The organism is Nostoc sp. UIC 10607 (assembly GCF_047228265.1).
Taxonomy (GTDB): domain Bacteria; phylum Cyanobacteriota; class Cyanobacteriia; order Cyanobacteriales; family Nostocaceae; genus Nostoc; species Nostoc foliaceum_A.
The window spans coordinates 1-16435 of the sequence record NZ_JBIQNW010000095.1 but is presented as its reverse complement, the minus strand read 5'-3'; the positions used below and the strand labels follow the sequence as shown (position 1 = coordinate 16435).

Sequence of the window (16435 nt, the reverse complement as noted above, 5' to 3'; positions counted from 1 at the left end):
AATCAAAACAAATTTAAATTATATATATGAAGATTATCGAAAAAGATTTGGTATTGAAACTAGTTATAGACTAAAAAATGTTTGTCGAATTAAAACAAATAATAAAAACCCAGTGTTGAGATTACTATTTATTGGTATCTCCTTTCTTCTTGTTAATATTTGGGTAAATATTCTTTGGCTCAGAATCAGTCGTAAAAGGAAAGGTAGTCGATTAATTTATCGCACACTTTTTACCCTCAAACAGATGTTAGCCTTTTTATCTCAGGCCTTGCAGCGCAAATATCAAGTAATTGAAAGGATTTATATTCCGTCAGGTTAGCGCCAAGAAATTCTTAATCACCAAACTATAAGTAATCGTTATTTATACTATGTTTGCTAGTTAAAGAATTGTCTGTAAACAAGTATTAAAACATATAAGTATTTTAGCGATCGCTCTTTGGAGAAAAACTTTTTGGTTTACTGAAGAAAGCTATCTTATCAATTTCTGATTACGTTGAGCAATCGACTGTTGAATCTGCCTTAACTGAAGCAGTATTAGAATTAACGCAACAACTTTCTCAATACAAAGAGCAACTCGTTACAGCTAAAACTACATTTAATGACCTGGATGCAGTGCTTGCGACTGAGTTACAATCATATCTAGAAAAGAGAGCTATCTTATCAATTTCTGATTATGTTGAGCAATCGACTGTCGAGTCAGCCTTAACCCAAACAGTATTAGAATTAACGCAACAAATTTCTCAATCTCAGCAGCAGCTATCAGCCGGAAGAACCATATTCGACGGACTGGAAGCAGCGATTGTTTATTTGGATCAACTCCAGAGATCGCAAAAAACAGTAGACGCAATTGCTCTTAATCAAACTCCAACTATAACCACAGATAAACCAAAGCTAAAAGAAGAACTTTCAGCCGAGTTATATGAGTATTACAGCGCCGACTTGCAAAACTTATTAGTAACTGACCGAGATAAAGAAATTGCTATACAGGCGCTCAAAGATAATAAACCACCCCAAGATGTTGAAGAAATTATCAAAGCCAGTCCAGCCGGATGGACACAAGATGAAGCTAGAGAATTGGTACTTATCGCTAGCAATCAACTGGTAACTCAAAAGTCAGAACCAGAACAATCACTCGATGAAAAGCAGCGTATTGAATCGGAATTCTTAGCGATGGCTGTGCCTATTGCTGTTGAATTAATCAACTGGCAATTAAGAGAAACTGGCTCAAATAGCCTGAGATTCAAACGTGCAACTCTGGAGAAACAGGATAAAGAGTTGGTATTTACCCATGATGAACGAGGTGAAATTTTTCGAGTGGCAGTCAACCGAAACCAGTCAGGTGAGCTTGAGTATTCACCGATTTATATTGGGTCAGTAGAAAGAGAAGATATTCAGCTTTGGCAAAAAGCAGAACGTGTATTGCAACAAATAATATCAGAGGCTCTTCGACAAGAAAGAAGACAGACTAAAGGTATCTCTCTCTAACCGATGGCGCAACTTGAAATCACTGCCAATTAAACATACTAGAATGAGTTATTATCATCAACTTCAAATACAGCCCTGTTTATTGTGGATGCCAATTCAATTTTGCAGCAAGCTTTAAGTGACTTCTGCTCACAAGTGCTTCTTGATACAAGTTTTGTGGCGAAGGCGTTTAAGCAGATACATCAAATGAAGCGGGAGTTTGGCAAAGGGTATGCCTTAATTAATGTTGGAGAGTTTCACCCAGACAAAGGCTCGTTCGCTTACCCAAACAAAGATGGGCTTGAGACTTTGTGGCTGGATGAATCAACGACTCATCAATACCTAAATAAAGAAATTGCCACTAATGTTTTGAATGTTGTTGATTTGGAATCCTGCCCTGATAACCATGAAGTTTTTATTTTCATGGGGAGTATTGATAATGGTGATGCAATAAAAGAAGGTCGATACAGTGTAGCTGTCATAAGTATCTATGTTGCTGACCCCTACCGCATTAAACCCTCATCAATTACATCTAAACAAATTGAGAAACGGCTGCGACGGATGGCTAGTAGCGGAGTACGTCTATTGATTCTCGATACGTCTAATCCTGATTTTATGGGTAAGAACCTTGCAAAATGGCTGCGTGAAATCAAAAGGTTAGGAAAATACGCGGATCAACACTTTAGCATCATGATAGATGCTACTGATGAGTTCCCCGCAGAACTCCCGCCAGATTTGCGAGACGATTGCTGGACTATCAGGTTTGGTAAGTAGTTTCAGTCCTGTATTCCACGTATTAGCCCAATCGTGTAAGACAAGCATTTTTCAAGGTTCGACCGCGCACCGCTGTTTCTCAACATTGATTTGGATTTTCTAAAGGCAAGCCGAGTCGTTTGCGAAATCCTCGGTCATAGCACGCTTTATCCCAATTTCTCGTTGTTTTTAACTCTTGAAGAGTTAGGTTCTGAGAATTTCGGAGGTTGGCACTGGTAAGGTTAGCACTGGTGAGTTTGGTACTGACAAGAATGGTACTGATAAGGATGGTACTGGTGAGGTTGGCATTAGCAAGGTTAGTACTGGTGAGGTCACTATTGGTAAGGTTGGCATTGGTAAGGTCGACTCCGGTCAGATTGGCATTAGTAAGATTAGCACTGGTAAGGTCGACTCCAATCAGGTTGGCATTAGTAAGATTAGCACTGGTAAGGTCGACTCCAGTCAGGTTGGCATTAGTAAGATTAGCACTGGTAAGGTCGACTCCAGTCAGGTTGGCACTGGTAAGGTTGGTACCGATGAGGTTGGCATAGCGAAGGTTAGCATATCGCAAGTCGGCACTGGCGAGGTCAGCACCAGTGAGGTTAGCACTAGCGAGTTGAACATTATGTAACCTACCGCCAAGGTTAACCATTTCTTGAAGTGCTGAGACTAGTAACGAACTTTCTTTCTGTCTTTTAGTAGCATTAATTCTAATCCAAAGTTCCTTAATTGTTTTTTCTTTTTGAGCAACCAATTCTAGATATATTGTTAAAGTACATATGAGAAAAAAGCCAAATCCAATCAGCCTGAAGCGATTATTTCGTCTGTACGTGATACTTTGCTGAATAAATTCACAAGCAAAAGGTGATAGCATTAAGTTTGCATTTTCGTACTCCTGAAAACGCTTGGCTTCTTTTAGTTGTCGTCCTTTAAGTAAATAATTATTAGATTTTTTTTGGTGTACCCACTTGTCTGCTAAATGTTCAATTCTTAGTTTTTGCTTAAGTTTGTCCTGGTTCATTAATGGAATTGCGTAAAGGTTACTAATAGCTAGTACTTCATAATTTATCTGTTAAAAAGCTTCTTGGCTAAAGCCTACATAATCTAATGCATCTTTTATCTCTTGATGTTTCTATTAAGGGTATGTCTCAAACTTTAATACCTTTATTTGATAATATTTCTCGAATATCAGCTACGGAATTAAGAGTTACTATTTCAGCAGTCGTAAACCTTACTTTATAAGTATTTTCGATAGTAGTTACTAGTTGGATATGCCGCAAGCTATTCCAACTTTTAAGATTTTTAGGGCTTGAAAAGTCTGTTATATTTGAGATAGGTTCAGATAACACAGAAGCAAATATTTCTTCCAGTCTCATAGTGTCTTCTCCAATTTTTTGATACAAAAATTACACAATGTAATTATTTTACCATTATTTATTTGGGGTTCAGTCGGGATACGCGCAAATTGGGACACGTTGTAAATAGATGTTGCAGAACGTGTTTTATTGATTTACCAACTTGCCCATAAATGGTACTGGGTTAATCAAAGTTTTGCACGTTAAAATCAACTCTTGACCCCTTTCAATGCCTCAAACTTGCCCATAAACAATCATTTTTGGGAATGTTTCAACTGGAAGAATAAAGTAAGAGGCTATTTATAAAGTAAATCTAAAGGCGAGTAGGAGGGGATGCTCTTAAGGATTAAGATACGTCATATACAGTGTATTTACATAGTTGCTCATGGCACGAAAGTCTTATCCCACAGACTTAAATGATATGGAGTGGGAAATCCTGGCTCCCTTAATTCCACCACCCAAAGAAGGAGGACATCCGCGCACAACTGATATGCGAGCAGTATGCAATGCAATCTACTATCACTTGAAAACAGGATGTCAATGGAATATGCTTCCTGGGGACTTTCCACCAAGCTCAACAGTATACAGCTACTACCGCAAATGGCAGCGCAAAGGAATTTGGGAAAAATTAAACCATACACTGCGTGATCAAGTTCGTGCAAAATTAGGTAAATCAACACAGCCAACTGCGATCGCCGCAGACAGCCAGTCGGTTAAAACGGCTGAAAAAAGGGGGATGTGTACGGCTTTGATGGCGGTAAAAAGGTAAAAGGAAGAAAACGGCAAACTTTAGTTGATAGTCTGGGACTTTTATTGAAAGTGGTTGTGAGTGAAGCAAATGCCCCAGAACGAGTACTTGCTGCTTATGCTTTGATGGAACTGTTAGAGGAGCGTCCAGAATTACTGGAAAAAGTTGAAGTGATGTGGGTTGATTCCGGTTATGACGGTGATAAGTTTGCGCTCTGTGTTTGGTTAATGATTCAAGCTCATGTGGAAGTCATACGGCGTACTGAGCAAGAATTTCAGGTTTTACCCAAACGTTGGGTAGCAGAAAGAACATTTGGTTGGCTTAACCAGTACCGTCGTCTTAGTAAGGACTATGAGCATCTCCCAGAAATGAGCGAAGCTGCTATATATGCCGTTATGACTCGCATCATGCTACGTCGTTTAGTTCTCTAAAGATTTACTTTATAAATGGTCTCTAAAGCTTGGGATTGAAACAACCGTATATCAAGAGTTCTGCTTGATTTGCGTTACATAACTTTACAACGTGTCTCGTTTTACAGGTATCCCGGCTGAACCCCTATTTGGGTTCAAATCATTTTGTATAAGCAATATTATCAAATATAAACTACTTGGAATTTGTAATAAATATTAATATTTTTATTTGACGAGATTTTAGCTTTTTTCAATTTATAAAACAAAGCTATTCAAAAACTCTTGTTCTTAGGAAAGCAGGCCAGCAGTCAGGATTAAAACCATGTTGTGCAAATATAGCCAATACCCAACGCTCAATTCCTAATCCCACGCAGGCAGTAAATGCAGGGTGGCCATCAGCAGCAGTAATGTTGAGTTTAGTTCCAAAAAAGTTTCCGTGCATATTTATAGAACCACCCGCAACGGAACGCAAAATACTCTGTTTTTCTAGCTCTATAGCTAAACGAATTTCGTATTTAACTTCGAGAGATTGCTGCCAAAACATCTTTGCGGCAGATACTGTGGCAAAGAAAACATCCGTTGCCGTCTCAATTTGACATTCCAAATCCCATTCGGCGATTTGTTTTGCAATAAGTTCCAACACTTGGCTGCGCTTTGCAGTAACGAATTCATCAGTACCGATAAAAACAAGTTCGCGCACATTGAACTCCCACAGTCGCTCAAGACCTGTGACGTTCTTGGATTCATAGCGAAATACACGACCTTGCCAGGTTCGCACACAACCACTCTCGCCTACTGTCTGTCCTTCAAGCGATTGATAGCAAGGGAAACAGGCTGCTGGGTTTAGACAAACATGTGGTGTTGCCAGCATATCTGGATTAGAAATCTGAAGTTCACCTCCATTCAAATTTTCTTGACGGAATTGTTCAATCGCATCGAAATCATTTATCAGATGAGTAACCATTGACACCGTGTTTGGGTGAGACTCAAAATAACCACATCGTGCTAGCAAATCTGGTTTTACAAACGTGGGATACATACAGTCGAGCGCACCAAAGCTTTCACGGTAGAGTTTTGTAAAAGTCTCATCTATCGTGTTCATCAGCATAAGCGCAGGACCTGTGAGACCAATATATCCAGGACCAAGCTCAAAAAGCCATCCTCGCTTTTTAAGTTCGTTATAAACATCAAGAGTAAAAGGTTTCTGGTTGTGTCTTTCGTTACGGAGGTGAACTTTACTCTCAATCTTGCGAAACCTTGACAACATTGCTTCAAGATAACGATTGACTTTACTGCGTACCTGATTTTCAGAGACACTCTCACTTATTTCAACTTCAACAGCAGTTCTATCAGCAGTCACTCTAAGTTGACGGAGAAAAGGTGATACATAAACCGATTCTTTTTCAATGTCGGCAGCAAGATCTTCATCGATAACCTTAGATAGTTCTATGCGGAAACTTATCATATTTGTATATAGGGATTATCTTAAAACTTGTAATAAAGAAATTCCGTGCGCTCACTTATTGAAAGTATAGCTACTAAAAACAAAATAGTACAAAATAAAGCCCAACCGACATTAGGTTGCCATGCCAACCATGACGGCCAAGGTAAATCTTCTTCTAAAGAATCTGTAGTGACGGAAAAATTTCGCATCAATTCTTGCGTATTAGGCGCGAAAAGCACAATAGTGGACAAAAGAACTATCCAAGGCAATACAGTATATAAGTTCAAAAGTTTAGTAACATTTTTACTTATGAATGCTTCATTTATACCGACCATTCCTTGCAAAATACTCCAAGCAGTAGCCAAGCTTTCTGCACGGAAGAATAATAGTCCGACTACAACAACACCCATAGTTATTGTCCATCCAACTACTGGCGGTGGCGATATTAGCCGTAATTCTTTCCAAGCATGATTGACAGCCAGTGCAACTCCGTGAATTAGCCCAAAGATCACAAAAGTCCATCCTGCACCATGCCATAATCCTGCTAGCGTGAACGTAAAAACAATTGGTAAAGCAATAGCTACAGTGAATGTTAAAGCAGGATTATAAGCTTTTCTCAGGCTCATTCGCATCAGGCTGATAGCTAATGGTGAATACACAAACATTGTGAAAAAACGTGTCATAGTTATGTGCCACCGTCGCCAAAAATCAATTATGCTGACTGATTTAAGCGGAGAATTAAAGTTAAGTGGCAATTTAATACCAAACATACAGCCAAGTCCAATCGCCATATCTGAATACCCCGAAAAATCAAAGTAGAGTTGTAGGGTATATGCGATCACACCTAACCAACCATCAGCAGCGCCTATTAGACTACCATTAGCTGTATCAAATATAGCGTTAGCATAGGGGGCAATTCCATCGGACAAAACTAGCTTCTTAAACAATCCAATGGAAAATATTGACAAGCCAATAACTAGGTCATCAATATTAAAGTAATATATGTTTTTCAACTGCGGTAAAATTTCTTTTTGCAGCACGATCGGGCCAGCAGTTATATAAGGAAAAAAAGTTACAAATAAAAAATACTCTAATAAATTATGTTTTTCTACTTGATCGTTGTAAACATCGATAAGATAAATTATTTGATAAAAAGTAAAAAAAGAAATCCCAATTGGAAGAACTATATCTAAATTGGGTATAGTATTAGATAAAAAAACGTTTAGATTCTCAATACCAAAATTTATATATTTGAAATAACCAAGTGTTAGTAAATTAATAGTTAATGCAAAACATAAAAGGAAAATGTTTATCTTTTGTTTTTGACGATTTTTATCGAATAAGTGTCCAATATAATAATTAAATATTGTAGAGGCAATAAGAAGAATACTGTATTGTAGCAACCATGAAGCATAAAATACTATTGATGCTACTACCAACCAAATTAATGCTAAGTTTTTGTCCTTTTTATTACTTAAAAGAATAAACCCAGCTAATGTGATTGGTAAAAAACCAAAAATAAATTCGTATGAATGAAAAAGCATTTGGAGATTTTAATCCTTTAGCACACTTTTAAGTTTATTTAGCTGGTACAATTATTTTTAATTTCCTAGTTCAGGAATAGCATTAAAAATTTTAACTAAACAGTCTCCATTAGCGTGATGCCAATCTATAAATGTTGATACAGGACAGCCAATTTTATTTGGATCGAAGCTTCCCACTGCAATTGTGTTATGAGCTTTAGCTAAACGGTGAGCTTCCATTTCTATACGCTGTAAATCTTCACCGTAAGGAGTATTGAGCATTTTCGAGTAATACACTGGATGGAAAGGAGTTTGTGCAAATACAACACGCGTACCCTGACTCTGCAAAAACTCAATTAATTTACCTAATGCCACAACAAGTTCTGGGTCAGTTTCCAATCGCTTTTTCTCATTACGTTTAAATTTATTTAAAGCATCTTTAAGAGCATATTTTTCTGTGAAAAGTTTCTGATGTTCAGCCGACCAAGCCATTGAACCATCAGCTTTTATTAAGTCAAATTCTTTGCTTAAGGCTTCTTTCGTAGGGCCTGGTTGTGAGGCAACGCTTCCGCGTAGCTCAAGCTGCTGTTTCAAAGCCTCAACAGAAAACAGCTCTGTCCAATCTTCCAAGGAGAACGTCTTAAACAAAGAGGGTGTAGTAACACTTAGACTCTTGGCCATAGCACGGTATTCAGATGCAAAAGTTAGCCAGTCATTGGAATCTCTTTTTTCAAAAGGCACGAAAGTTTGATATCTAATGCTAAGAATTAATGTTTTAGGTAGCCGTTTTGCATCAAGCAGTAATTTAGTTAATGCAAACATGTCTTCAAGATAATCACTATGTATAAAAGCGTTATAAAAGCTTTTGTTTTTTACTAACTTAGATGAAGCCTCTTGAAAACGACTACCTCCGAAAACAATAATCTCCGGAGTTGTAGGCATCTGGCGAATATGCTCCCGCCTAAGCATTCGCCAATTTATGTTAGGGTCAAATATTTCATAGTTCAGTCCTTTAGATAAATAATTGGCAACTTTGCTATGAGCGTTAGTACTGTATCTTAAAGGATTGATATTATAATTAAGAACAGCAATGGCAATAAAAACGCTTAATAAACTTGCAGCAAAAATTGCTAAAAATCTCCAAGCTTTTGTTTTACCTTTAAAATAAATTGTATATTTATTTAGCATATTTACATTTATTAAAAACATCAATTAACAATTTATTAATAAAATTAAATTATTTTTTATTACGCAAGATTAAGCTAAAGAGTAATTACTTTAGTAGATTACAACAAATTATTTAAAAAGTAAATATATTAAAATAAAAATATGTTAAGATAAGATGACATTTTAGCAAAATTTATTATGGTATCTAAATTAATGTACTCGGAAAAGGGTATGTTACAAATATCAAACAAAGTTGCATAAATAATGCTTACTCTTGCTAAATTCTATTGTGCGACAATTGCTGTCTTTTCTCTAAGCGTTCTGGTTTATGACCAAGTAACATTAGCAACTATTACATTACCTTTACGTACTAAAAAGGCGATGGTAGTTTCGGCTCATCCTCTAGCAAGTGAAGCGGGAATTTCAATGTTACGCAAGGGTGGTAATGCAGTTGATGCTGCTGTCGCCACAGCCTTTGCGATCTCTGTAGTCGAGCCTTTTGCAGCAGGAATCGGCGGCGGTGGATTTTTGCTGATGCGCTCTGAGAAAACTGGTGAAATCAAAGCTCTAGATTTTCGTGAACGCGCACCTCTCAAAGCCACAAGAAATATGTACCTGGATACTCAAGGTAAGGTGCGCCCGAATGCCAGTACTAATGGTTATTTGGCAGTAGCGACACCAGGAGTAGTGGCGGGACTTTATGAAGTACATCGTAGGTATGGTAAGCTCTCTTGGCAAGAGGTGGTGAAACCTGCGATCACTCTTGCTAAAGATGGCTTTATTTTGAGTCACGAGGTTTCTTGGCGATCAGTACAATCTTATGCAAACCGCAAGCAAGCAGTTCTCGACAATCCAGTAGCGAAGGAAATTTTCACTCAAAATGGTGAATTTTATCAGCCAGGAGATCAGTTAATACAGCGTGATTTAGCTGACTCTTTAAAGAGAATTGCCAAGAATCCCCAAAGTTTTTACACCGGAAGTATTGCTCAGACTATCGCCTCTGACATGGAAAAAAACGGTGGATTAATTACACTTGCAGACCTCAAAGCATATAAACCAATTTGGCGTAATCCCCTGTGTGGAAATTTCCGCGAAGCTAAAATTTGCTCAATGCCACCACCTTCATCAGGGGGAGTTCACCTATTACAAATTTTAAATATTATTGGGGACACTGATTTCAAATCTCTGGGATGGCATCACCCTGATGCTTTGCATTTAATAGCAGAAGCAATGAAGATTGCTTACGCCGATCGCTCGCAATATATAGGTGATTCAGATTTTGTCGAAGTCCCTGTACAACAACTAATCAGTCCTGCTTATGCCAAAAAACGTCGCCAAGAAATTAATATGGAGGTGGCTAAACCTTCGAGTGAAATTAAACCAGTAGATAAAGAAACCCTAAATCAGTTAACCAAGCTCAGTCCTAATTCACCTAGATTTACTTCTTTCATTACCAATGGAGAGAGCTTGAGGACAAGGCTATTGAACCATTTGTCTGTAACTAAATATTTAACTCAACATGAATCATCCGAAACTAGTCATCTAACAGTTGTGGATGAGCAGCGTAATGCTGTTAGTTTGACTTTTTCGATAAATCTTGGTTTTGGTTCTGGTGTCATAATACCCAAAACTGGAATTCTCCTCAACAATCATATGGATGATTTTACATCTGCGCCGGGAATGGCTGATTCTTACGGTGTAATAGGTAACGATATCAATGCAATCACACCGCGTAAAACTCCGCGATCTAGCATGACTCCTACAATTATTACGGAGAATGGTCGCCTCCGCATGGCAGTGGGTACGCCTGGTGGCACTGCTATCATCACTCAGATAGTGCAAATTGTTCTAAATGTGTTGGAATATAAAATGGATATTGGTGCAGCCATTTCTGCTCCACGCATCCATCATCGGTGGCTTCCCGATGAGTTGCGAGTAGAATCTTGGGGTTTTGATGCTCCAACTTTGCAAGAGTTACGCCGTCGGGGACACAACATTAAAGAAACTACTCCTTGGGGTGATGCTAATGCGATTGTTGTTACAGAAGATGGAAGCTTAGAAGGAGCTGCCGATCCTCGAGGTGAAGGTTCTCCACGAGGATTTTGAACATTTGGTTAATAGTCAAACAGGTATGATACCCTTTATCGCCATGAACACATATAACGGTTTTTTCGTAACGGTGTTCTTCAGCGATTTTTCCGCTTTTTGTAAGGCACATTTAACAAATCAACTGCCCGTTTCTTCGCCGCTTCCCCACGCCTATCGTATTTACTTGTAGTACTTGGCGACGCATGACCTGCAAGTTTCGCTATTGTGACGATATCTGCACCTGCATCTAATAGATTACCGATAAAAGTTCTTCTAAAATCATGGGGTGTAAACGCTTCCACATCAGCTTTTTCCCCCCGCCGTTGCAATGCCCGTAACACCCCCTGCTCACTCATCCGTCTCGGTATGATTTTCTTCGCCTTATTTAAAGGATAAAAAAGCGACCCTGGCGCTTTACCCCGAATCAGCAGCCAATCAAGGACAGCTTGCACACCAGCTTCAGGTAAATAGACAATTCGTTCCTTCCGCCCCTTAGCTTCCCGTATTGTTAATGACCGAGTGCGCGGTTTAAAATCACTCAAATCAAGGTAAGTTACCTCACTGCGACGCAATCCTACGGTCAAAACTGCCAGTAGTGCCGCATCCCTCCGTCCCAATGTTGAGTCATCTTGAATACAATCATCCCAAAGCGCAGCAATTTCTTCGGTATCAAGGGAGCGCCCCTTCAATAAACTCTGGCCCCGCACGGACTCAATATCAGATGCTCGTCCATACTCATCCGTGGACATTAAGCCCAATCGCCAAGCTTCCTTAAGCGTTCGCCGCAATGCACACAACATTTTATTAGCCATTGCTGGGCTGTATTTTTCCATCAGCACTGACCTAACTGCGGCTGTGTGCTGGTAACGCAACTTTGACCAATCCAAAGTGCTTGCATCACAAGTACCACTGGTTAGCAGTTGGGCGATCGCGTTGAGTGCTTCCCGCATTGTCCGCCTTGAACCCTCCCCAAGACTGTTAAGGTAAACTTCAGCTGGGTGTAAAGTTAGCGGTACTGGTTGGGTTAATGCCAGCGATTCAGGTTTAAAATTGTCAGCGATCGCTTTGGTGTTCACGGGCTGTCTAGTAGGTGCTTTGAAATAGATCCTCCCTCAAAAGTGGCTTACTGCACAACTTTCAGGCGTTATGTGGTGTGTGAATAACCTTTCTCTACACCTATTTGGGCTAAAAGTCCCTCTGTGCAGAGATTTGTGTCTGAACATTGTTAAACTTGCGCTGGGTGGATGCTATCGACCCTCAAGCTACTTTCGTTTCTTGGCCAAGTTAGCTAAACGAGTAATGCTAGAGCGAATATTACCTGCTTCTTTGCGACTCTTCAGCCGTTTTTTGGCTTCTTTTAGTACTTGTTTCATGACTGTATCTTTATCTTGGCAGATAACATAAAAAGCTTCCAAGAGCGTTTCAACTGTTATTTTTTCAAGGTTGCATAGTTCATCGAGTTCTTGCTTGATTGCCATTTCTAAACGTACAGGTACTCTAGGCGCAATTTCCGGCAAGTTCCGTAGTTGCTCTTCTAATAAAGTGAGTTCAGAAACGGAGCTATCAGCAGTCGATGGCATATCAGGAGTAGGAGAACCCTGCTGTTGTGGAGCTAACACATCTTCTCGTGGTGCAACTGTTGGTGCAACCGCTCTATTTCTGATTTCGTCTAGGATATTCATCTTTTCACCTTTTAGTAAAATTTATTACGCTGTTTCTAAGGGAATTAATTTGGCATATTCTTCTGGCAAAGCTGGCTTGAGTCGTTGAGCTAAGACATGAATCGCATATTCCAGATTTGGCTGCCCCAAGTCTGTTGGTGCAACCCGTTGGTTGATGGCATTTTTGAATACATCCGATTCCAAAATATGCGGCAACATCAACTCACTACCCACCAGCTGCCGTATGGTATCGATACTTGTTTTAGTAGCGGTTGTTGGGTGCAAACCAGTCCACCGAGCGCGAAAAGGCACTATACCCAGTAGTTCACCATAAGGTAGCGCTCCTTTAAATTCTTTGATTAATTCCAAAGTCCGCAACAGCGATTGAACTCCTTTGACGTTTGACTCTGCTGGAATCACCCATCTATCCCCAGCACCCAAGGAAGTCTGCGCTAAATGTGAACGCTCTGGGGGTGGGTCTACAATTGCCACACCGAAATTACTCACAATTGGCTGGAGGCGATTTCTTAAAATAAACAGACTTAAGCCACTGGAGGCCAATTTATAGTTAGCACTCTCCAACCCATCATCGGAAGGAATTAAGAACAGGTTGCTATTGTTAATCATGCGGTCGCCCAGTTTTACGTCTGGTACAGACGCAATGGCATCGATAATTTTTGTTTTCTCTTCTGGCTGTGTCAGAACTTCCAGTAATGTTGGGGTATCAGGCTGCACTTGCACCCCTAAAAAACTGGTCAAGCTAGATTGAGGGTCGCAATCCACAAACAAAACGGGAATTCCTAAGCGCCCCAAATACCTCCCCAGCATCAAGGCTACTGTAGACTTTCCCTGACCCCCAGCCAAGCCCAAGGAGACTACTGTTGGCGGATTTGGCATAAAGCAATTACATAAAATTACTAAAGTACAATGTCACAAATATACTAGTTTACTTTTGTAGAATTGTACTATAGTGCAATTTTACTTTTGTACAAAAGTAAAATTGTATTTTAGTTAAGCTATAATGTTCCAGACTAAACTTGCCAACGATAAACCCCAAGTAGTCTGGATTGCAGTTCAATATAGATATTGCAGTAAAGCAGAACTAACCATGACTGAAGCCAAGTCTACTCGTACAGTGCGCCGGGGGAGAATATTCCCCGAAATCCAGTGGTCATCAGAGAAGAAAGCTCAATGGAAAGCTGAAAAAGCAGAATTTAAGCAGCGTTGCGAACAAATCTTTCAAAAATTGCAACCTTCTTTAATTAAGACTCACTACAACTGGTATGTAGCAGTTGAACCAGAAAGCGGAGAATATTTTATTAACGAGGATGCATTAGCAGTTAGCCAGATGGCACATGAAAAATACCCGAACTTCCGGCTGCACGTTTTCCGCATAAATGAAACTGGGGTGTGCGGCACGATATGATTTCTGGCAACTTTGGTGATGAGGATGAATTATTTTTTGAGATAGAGTTGATAGCTGTTGATGGATCAGAAATACCAGTAGAAGCACTTTTTGATACAGGTTTTTCTTGGTGGCTGGCAATTAATAACCAGGATTTAGAAGCACTTGATTGGATTTATCTAGAACAGCAAACAATGCTCACAGCCCAAGGAGAAGCAGAATTTGACATTTATTTAGGAAGAGTGCGAATTGATGGCAAGGAATTTGATATTCCCGTTCATGTGGGTGAAGGAGTGTCAGAAGTTTTACTTGGTCGCCAGTGGTTAAAAACTCGACGGTTGGTGGTGGATATGCCGTCTAGGGTGTTAACGCTGGGATGATAGGGGCGCACAGTTTCCAAAAACCGCGACATATTACAGTCTACCGCGCTGGGATGCCCATTACTACGTTGACAGGCACGCCACTGCATAGTTATTGCGAACTGTTATCAATTGCTAAATACGTCCATCTTGGCTCAATGCCAAATAGTCAGTCTGCGATGCCTGCGGTGTTATCGTTGCGATCGCGATCGATGGACACCTCACCCAATCTTGAAGTTCAACTGACCAGCATGTTCCGGCTATTGTAGTTTTGTCCTGGAATAAACTTTTCTCTAAATGATGATATGCAATGAATTTTCCATTGGTGTTATATGCAAATGTCAATATAATTAGACTGGCAATTGTTGAGTGATTTAAAATTTTTTTCATTATTTAATTCTCCTCAAAATTATTTAAATAGCTAAAGGGAAATACACCAAAGGATCAAAAATACTTACAAACTAGATATATCAAGAAACTAAGCAAATCGATGCTGATGTTACAAAACTTTATAACGTGTCCCAATTTGCACTTATCCCGGCTGTACCCCATATTATTTTCAACTGGTATACTATCCCAGAACTGGAAAATGCACAGAGAGATTCTGCATTATTTGTCAATACAAATTCACTGAAACCAATAGCACTTGAATTAGCGAAAAATTGTGATGCAGCACATGAGTTTCCCTGTTTGTTTAGTGGAGTACCTTTAAATGAAGAAGCAACAATGAGAGGCCATCTACTGTTTATGGTTAAGTCCAATAATGTATCCGATTTGAAAATTAATATTTTGACTCAAGAAAAATTTATTTAACTTGATCTGCCCGTCAGGACGGCCAGTTAACAGTTACCGGACTGACCGCCAGTCAGGACGGAGTGGCGCAGGTTGCTCCCTCACAGCCGCTTGCCATAGATGTCGTTTAACTACCATTAACCGACTTGATAAAAATCAAGTGAGGGTACAAAGAATGAGGACTCTTGTAAAAGTAAATACTAACTTCCTTAATTCACACCCAATTTCTCAGTCTAAAGGAATAAGACTCAAGGTAGAGAAACTTGATTTAATAAATTGTTTTGCTAATTTACAAACAATTAATAGTGCCCACTAGGTAGCTAGTTAGCGCTAGCCACTAGTAGGACTTCCTCCGTAATTGAGTTGGCAACTAAGGAGGCCAATTTATCGTGGCAGAAAGTTATTGTGATGCGTATCTTGAAGATGATATAGATATCTTCAAAGGAATGACAATTCTTGTAGTAGATGATACAAACGATTTTCTGCTCTTGACTACCTATATTCTTGAAAGCTATGGATTTCGGGTGATGACGGCATCCAATGCTTCAACAGCATTTGAAGTCCTTAAACAGTTTCGGGTGGATCTTTTAATTAGTGACATTGCTATGCCAGAAGAAGACGGGTATTTTTTGATACGGAAACTCAGAAAACTTCCGCAGTTCAAAACTAGAGAAATTCCAGCGATTGCTTTTAGTGGTTGTACTGAAGGCAAGACGCGCTCAAAAGCTTTGGCATCTGGGTTTCAAACTTATCTTCAAAAGCCTTCAACTGCTACAGAGTTAATAACAGAAGTTGCAAAACTGCTACTAAGAGAGTCTAAAAAAACTCCGATGTTTTTGGGCAAATACTAATAGTCAAATTGGCTTTGGGGCAGTTTGACAGTCACAAACCAATAATTTTTTCTTACTTCTACAACTTCTACGAACTGCTCAAAATTAACTACTATAAGAGCGATGGTTTTGTTAAGTCACACTATTGCCCAAAGTCCAGTGCCTTCATGCAATCGCATTCTAGGTGAGCTTCATAAAACCATCGCTCTTATGTCCTAATCAACCTTTGGTTGTACGAATTTATTTGTTGTTTTAGATATCCATTTCTCAACTTTTACAAATCACCCCAATCAAAATTCAGGAAGCGTCGAGCATTCAGCTTTGTATATTTTTCAGTGTGTTTGATATCACGGTGTCCGAGGAAGTCTTGGATTTCCCTGGTGTTATACCCCTGATTCACCAGATAGTAACCGCAAGCATGGCGCATCATGTGACA

18 protein-coding genes and 1 pseudogene are annotated in these 16435 nt (G+C 39.4%); 9 read left to right on the top strand and 10 right to left on the bottom strand.

What is annotated here, in order from left to right; translation table 11 throughout:
- The 3 genes and pseudogenes from ACEYW6_RS33370 to ACEYW6_RS33360 form a co-directional block, all read left to right on the top strand.
- Positions 1-319: pseudogene (locus ACEYW6_RS33370) on the top strand (hypothetical protein); the annotation flags it as partial.
- Positions 320-612: 293 nt separating this feature from the next.
- Positions 613-1485, top strand: a complete 873-nt coding sequence (locus tag ACEYW6_RS33365; RefSeq protein ID WP_412983177.1) for a hypothetical protein — start codon at positions 613-615, stop codon at positions 1483-1485.
- 84 nt (positions 1486-1569) lie between these two features.
- Positions 1570-2238 carry a hypothetical protein gene (locus ACEYW6_RS33360; protein ID WP_412983176.1) on the top strand — a complete coding sequence of 223 codons (669 nt, stop codon included), beginning with the start codon at positions 1570-1572 and terminating at the stop codon, positions 2236-2238.
- A gap of 79 nt (positions 2239-2317) precedes the next feature.
- Here the strand turns inward: ACEYW6_RS33360 and ACEYW6_RS33355 are convergent, their stop codons facing one another.
- Together ACEYW6_RS33355 and ACEYW6_RS33350 are read right to left on the bottom strand one after the other, a co-directional pair.
- Positions 2318-3238, bottom strand: coding sequence for a pentapeptide repeat-containing protein (locus ACEYW6_RS33355; RefSeq protein WP_412983175.1), 921 nt, complete (start codon positions 3236-3238; stop codon positions 2318-2320).
- 127 nt (positions 3239-3365) lie between these two features.
- The gene (locus ACEYW6_RS33350) at positions 3366-3593 is read right to left on the bottom strand and encodes an acyl carrier protein (protein WP_412983174.1); all 228 of its coding nucleotides are present in this window, start codon (positions 3591-3593) and stop codon (positions 3366-3368) included.
- A gap of 364 nt (positions 3594-3957) precedes the next feature.
- Here ACEYW6_RS33350 and ACEYW6_RS33345 point away from each other — a divergent pair.
- A protein-coding gene (locus tag ACEYW6_RS33345) for an IS5 family transposase (RefSeq protein WP_412983173.1) occupies positions 3958-4751 on the top strand; the annotation gives its coding sequence in 2 pieces (ribosomal slippage) (positions 3958-4297 and positions 4297-4751; 795 coding nt in all).
- A 247-nt stretch (positions 4752-4998) separates the two neighbouring features.
- On the opposite strand, the gene ACEYW6_RS33340 is transcribed toward ACEYW6_RS33345, so the two are convergent.
- Genes ACEYW6_RS33340 through ACEYW6_RS33330 form a run of 3 tightly spaced genes read right to left on the bottom strand, consistent with a single transcriptional unit; the run spans position 4999 to position 8885 of the window.
- Entirely contained in the window at positions 4999-6195 is a 1197-nt protein-coding gene (locus ACEYW6_RS33340) for a hypothetical protein (RefSeq protein ID WP_412983172.1), read from the bottom strand.
- Between the two features lie 20 nt (positions 6196-6215).
- Positions 6216-7718, bottom strand: a complete 1503-nt coding sequence (locus tag ACEYW6_RS33335) for an MBOAT family O-acyltransferase (protein WP_412983171.1) — start codon at positions 7716-7718, stop codon at positions 6216-6218.
- Positions 7719-7775: 57 nt separating this feature from the next.
- On the bottom strand, positions 7776-8885 hold the full coding sequence (locus tag ACEYW6_RS33330; protein ID WP_412983170.1) for a hypothetical protein: 1110 nt from the start codon (positions 8883-8885) through the stop codon (positions 7776-7778).
- 243 nt (positions 8886-9128) lie between these two features.
- On the opposite strand from ACEYW6_RS33330, the gene ggt reads away from it, so the two are divergent.
- Positions 9129-10970 (top strand): gamma-glutamyltransferase, encoded by a 1842-nt coding sequence (gene ggt, locus ACEYW6_RS33325; protein ID WP_412983169.1) that lies wholly within the window; start codon positions 9129-9131, stop codon positions 10968-10970.
- Positions 10971-11050: 80 nt separating this feature from the next.
- On the opposite strand, the gene ACEYW6_RS33320 is transcribed toward ggt, so the two are convergent.
- The 3 genes from ACEYW6_RS33320 to ACEYW6_RS33310 form a co-directional block, all read right to left on the bottom strand.
- Positions 11051-12028, bottom strand: a complete 978-nt coding sequence (locus tag ACEYW6_RS33320) for a tyrosine-type recombinase/integrase (RefSeq protein ID WP_412983168.1) — start codon at positions 12026-12028, stop codon at positions 11051-11053.
- Positions 12029-12214: 186 nt separating this feature from the next.
- Positions 12215-12634: a hypothetical protein gene (locus tag ACEYW6_RS33315; RefSeq protein ID WP_412983167.1), complete on the bottom strand. Its 420-nt coding sequence runs from the start codon at positions 12632-12634 to the stop codon at positions 12215-12217.
- A 24-nt stretch (positions 12635-12658) separates the two neighbouring features.
- A complete protein-coding gene (locus tag ACEYW6_RS33310) occupies positions 12659-13510 on the bottom strand; it encodes a ParA family protein (RefSeq protein ID WP_412983166.1) in 852 nt (283 codons plus the stop codon).
- Positions 13511-13721: 211 nt separating this feature from the next.
- On the opposite strand from ACEYW6_RS33310, the gene ACEYW6_RS33305 reads away from it, so the two are divergent.
- Positions 13722-14039: a hypothetical protein gene (locus tag ACEYW6_RS33305; protein ID WP_109013456.1), complete on the top strand. Its 318-nt coding sequence runs from the start codon at positions 13722-13724 to the stop codon at positions 14037-14039.
- The gene (locus tag ACEYW6_RS33300) at positions 14036-14398 is read left to right on the top strand and encodes an aspartyl protease (RefSeq protein WP_412983165.1); all 363 of its coding nucleotides are present in this window, start codon (positions 14036-14038) and stop codon (positions 14396-14398) included. The genes ACEYW6_RS33305 and ACEYW6_RS33300 overlap by 4 nt, the downstream gene beginning before the upstream one ends.
- Positions 14399-14512: 114 nt before the next feature.
- Here the strand turns inward: ACEYW6_RS33300 and ACEYW6_RS33295 are convergent, their stop codons facing one another.
- Positions 14513-14767 (bottom strand): hypothetical protein, encoded by a 255-nt coding sequence (locus ACEYW6_RS33295; RefSeq protein WP_412983164.1) that lies wholly within the window; start codon positions 14765-14767, stop codon positions 14513-14515.
- 126 nt (positions 14768-14893) lie between these two features.
- Between ACEYW6_RS33295 and ACEYW6_RS33290 the strand changes: the two genes are divergently transcribed.
- Positions 14894-15190 (top strand): hypothetical protein, encoded by a 297-nt coding sequence (locus ACEYW6_RS33290; protein ID WP_412983163.1) that lies wholly within the window; start codon positions 14894-14896, stop codon positions 15188-15190.
- A 368-nt stretch (positions 15191-15558) separates the two neighbouring features.
- Positions 15559-16020: a response regulator gene (locus tag ACEYW6_RS33285; RefSeq protein WP_412983162.1), complete on the top strand. Its 462-nt coding sequence runs from the start codon at positions 15559-15561 to the stop codon at positions 16018-16020.
- Between the two features lie 253 nt (positions 16021-16273).
- On the opposite strand, the gene ACEYW6_RS33280 is transcribed toward ACEYW6_RS33285, so the two are convergent.
- Positions 16274-16426, bottom strand: coding sequence for a tyrosine-type recombinase/integrase (locus ACEYW6_RS33280; protein ID WP_412983178.1), 153 nt, complete (start codon positions 16424-16426; stop codon positions 16274-16276).
- Between the last annotated feature and the right edge of the window lie 9 nt (positions 16427-16435).

What these genes read in the sequence shown, in the direction of transcription:
- ACEYW6_RS33310 (WP_412983166.1), bottom strand. Translation starts at nt 13,510, where the DNA reads ATGCCAAATCCGCCAACAGTAGTCTCCTTGGGCTTGGCTGGGGGTCAG.
- ACEYW6_RS33280 (WP_412983178.1), bottom strand. Translation starts at nt 16,426, where the DNA reads ATGCGCCATGCTTGCGGTTACTATCTGGTGAATCAGGGGTATAACACC.
- ACEYW6_RS33350 (WP_412983174.1), bottom strand. Translation starts at nt 3,593, where the DNA reads ATGAGACTGGAAGAAATATTTGCTTCTGTGTTATCTGAACCTATCTCA.
- ggt (WP_412983169.1), top strand. Translation starts at nt 9,129, where the DNA reads ATGCTTACTCTTGCTAAATTCTATTGTGCGACAATTGCTGTCTTTTCT.
- ACEYW6_RS33335 (WP_412983171.1), bottom strand. Translation starts at nt 7,718, where the DNA reads ATGCTTTTTCATTCATACGAATTTATTTTTGGTTTTTTACCAATCACA.
- ACEYW6_RS33330 (WP_412983170.1), bottom strand. Translation starts at nt 8,885, where the DNA reads ATGCTAAATAAATATACAATTTATTTTAAAGGTAAAACAAAAGCTTGG.
- ACEYW6_RS33295 (WP_412983164.1), bottom strand. Translation starts at nt 14,767, where the DNA reads ATGAAAAAAATTTTAAATCACTCAACAATTGCCAGTCTAATTATATTG.
- ACEYW6_RS33340 (WP_412983172.1), bottom strand. Translation starts at nt 6,195, where the DNA reads ATGATAAGTTTCCGCATAGAACTATCTAAGGTTATCGATGAAGATCTT.
- ACEYW6_RS33315 (WP_412983167.1), bottom strand. Translation starts at nt 12,634, where the DNA reads ATGAATATCCTAGACGAAATCAGAAATAGAGCGGTTGCACCAACAGTT.
- ACEYW6_RS33305 (WP_109013456.1), top strand. Translation starts at nt 13,722, where the DNA reads ATGACTGAAGCCAAGTCTACTCGTACAGTGCGCCGGGGGAGAATATTC.
- ACEYW6_RS33355 (WP_412983175.1), bottom strand. Translation starts at nt 3,238, where the DNA reads ATGAACCAGGACAAACTTAAGCAAAAACTAAGAATTGAACATTTAGCA.
- ACEYW6_RS33300 (WP_412983165.1), top strand. Translation starts at nt 14,036, where the DNA reads ATGATTTCTGGCAACTTTGGTGATGAGGATGAATTATTTTTTGAGATA.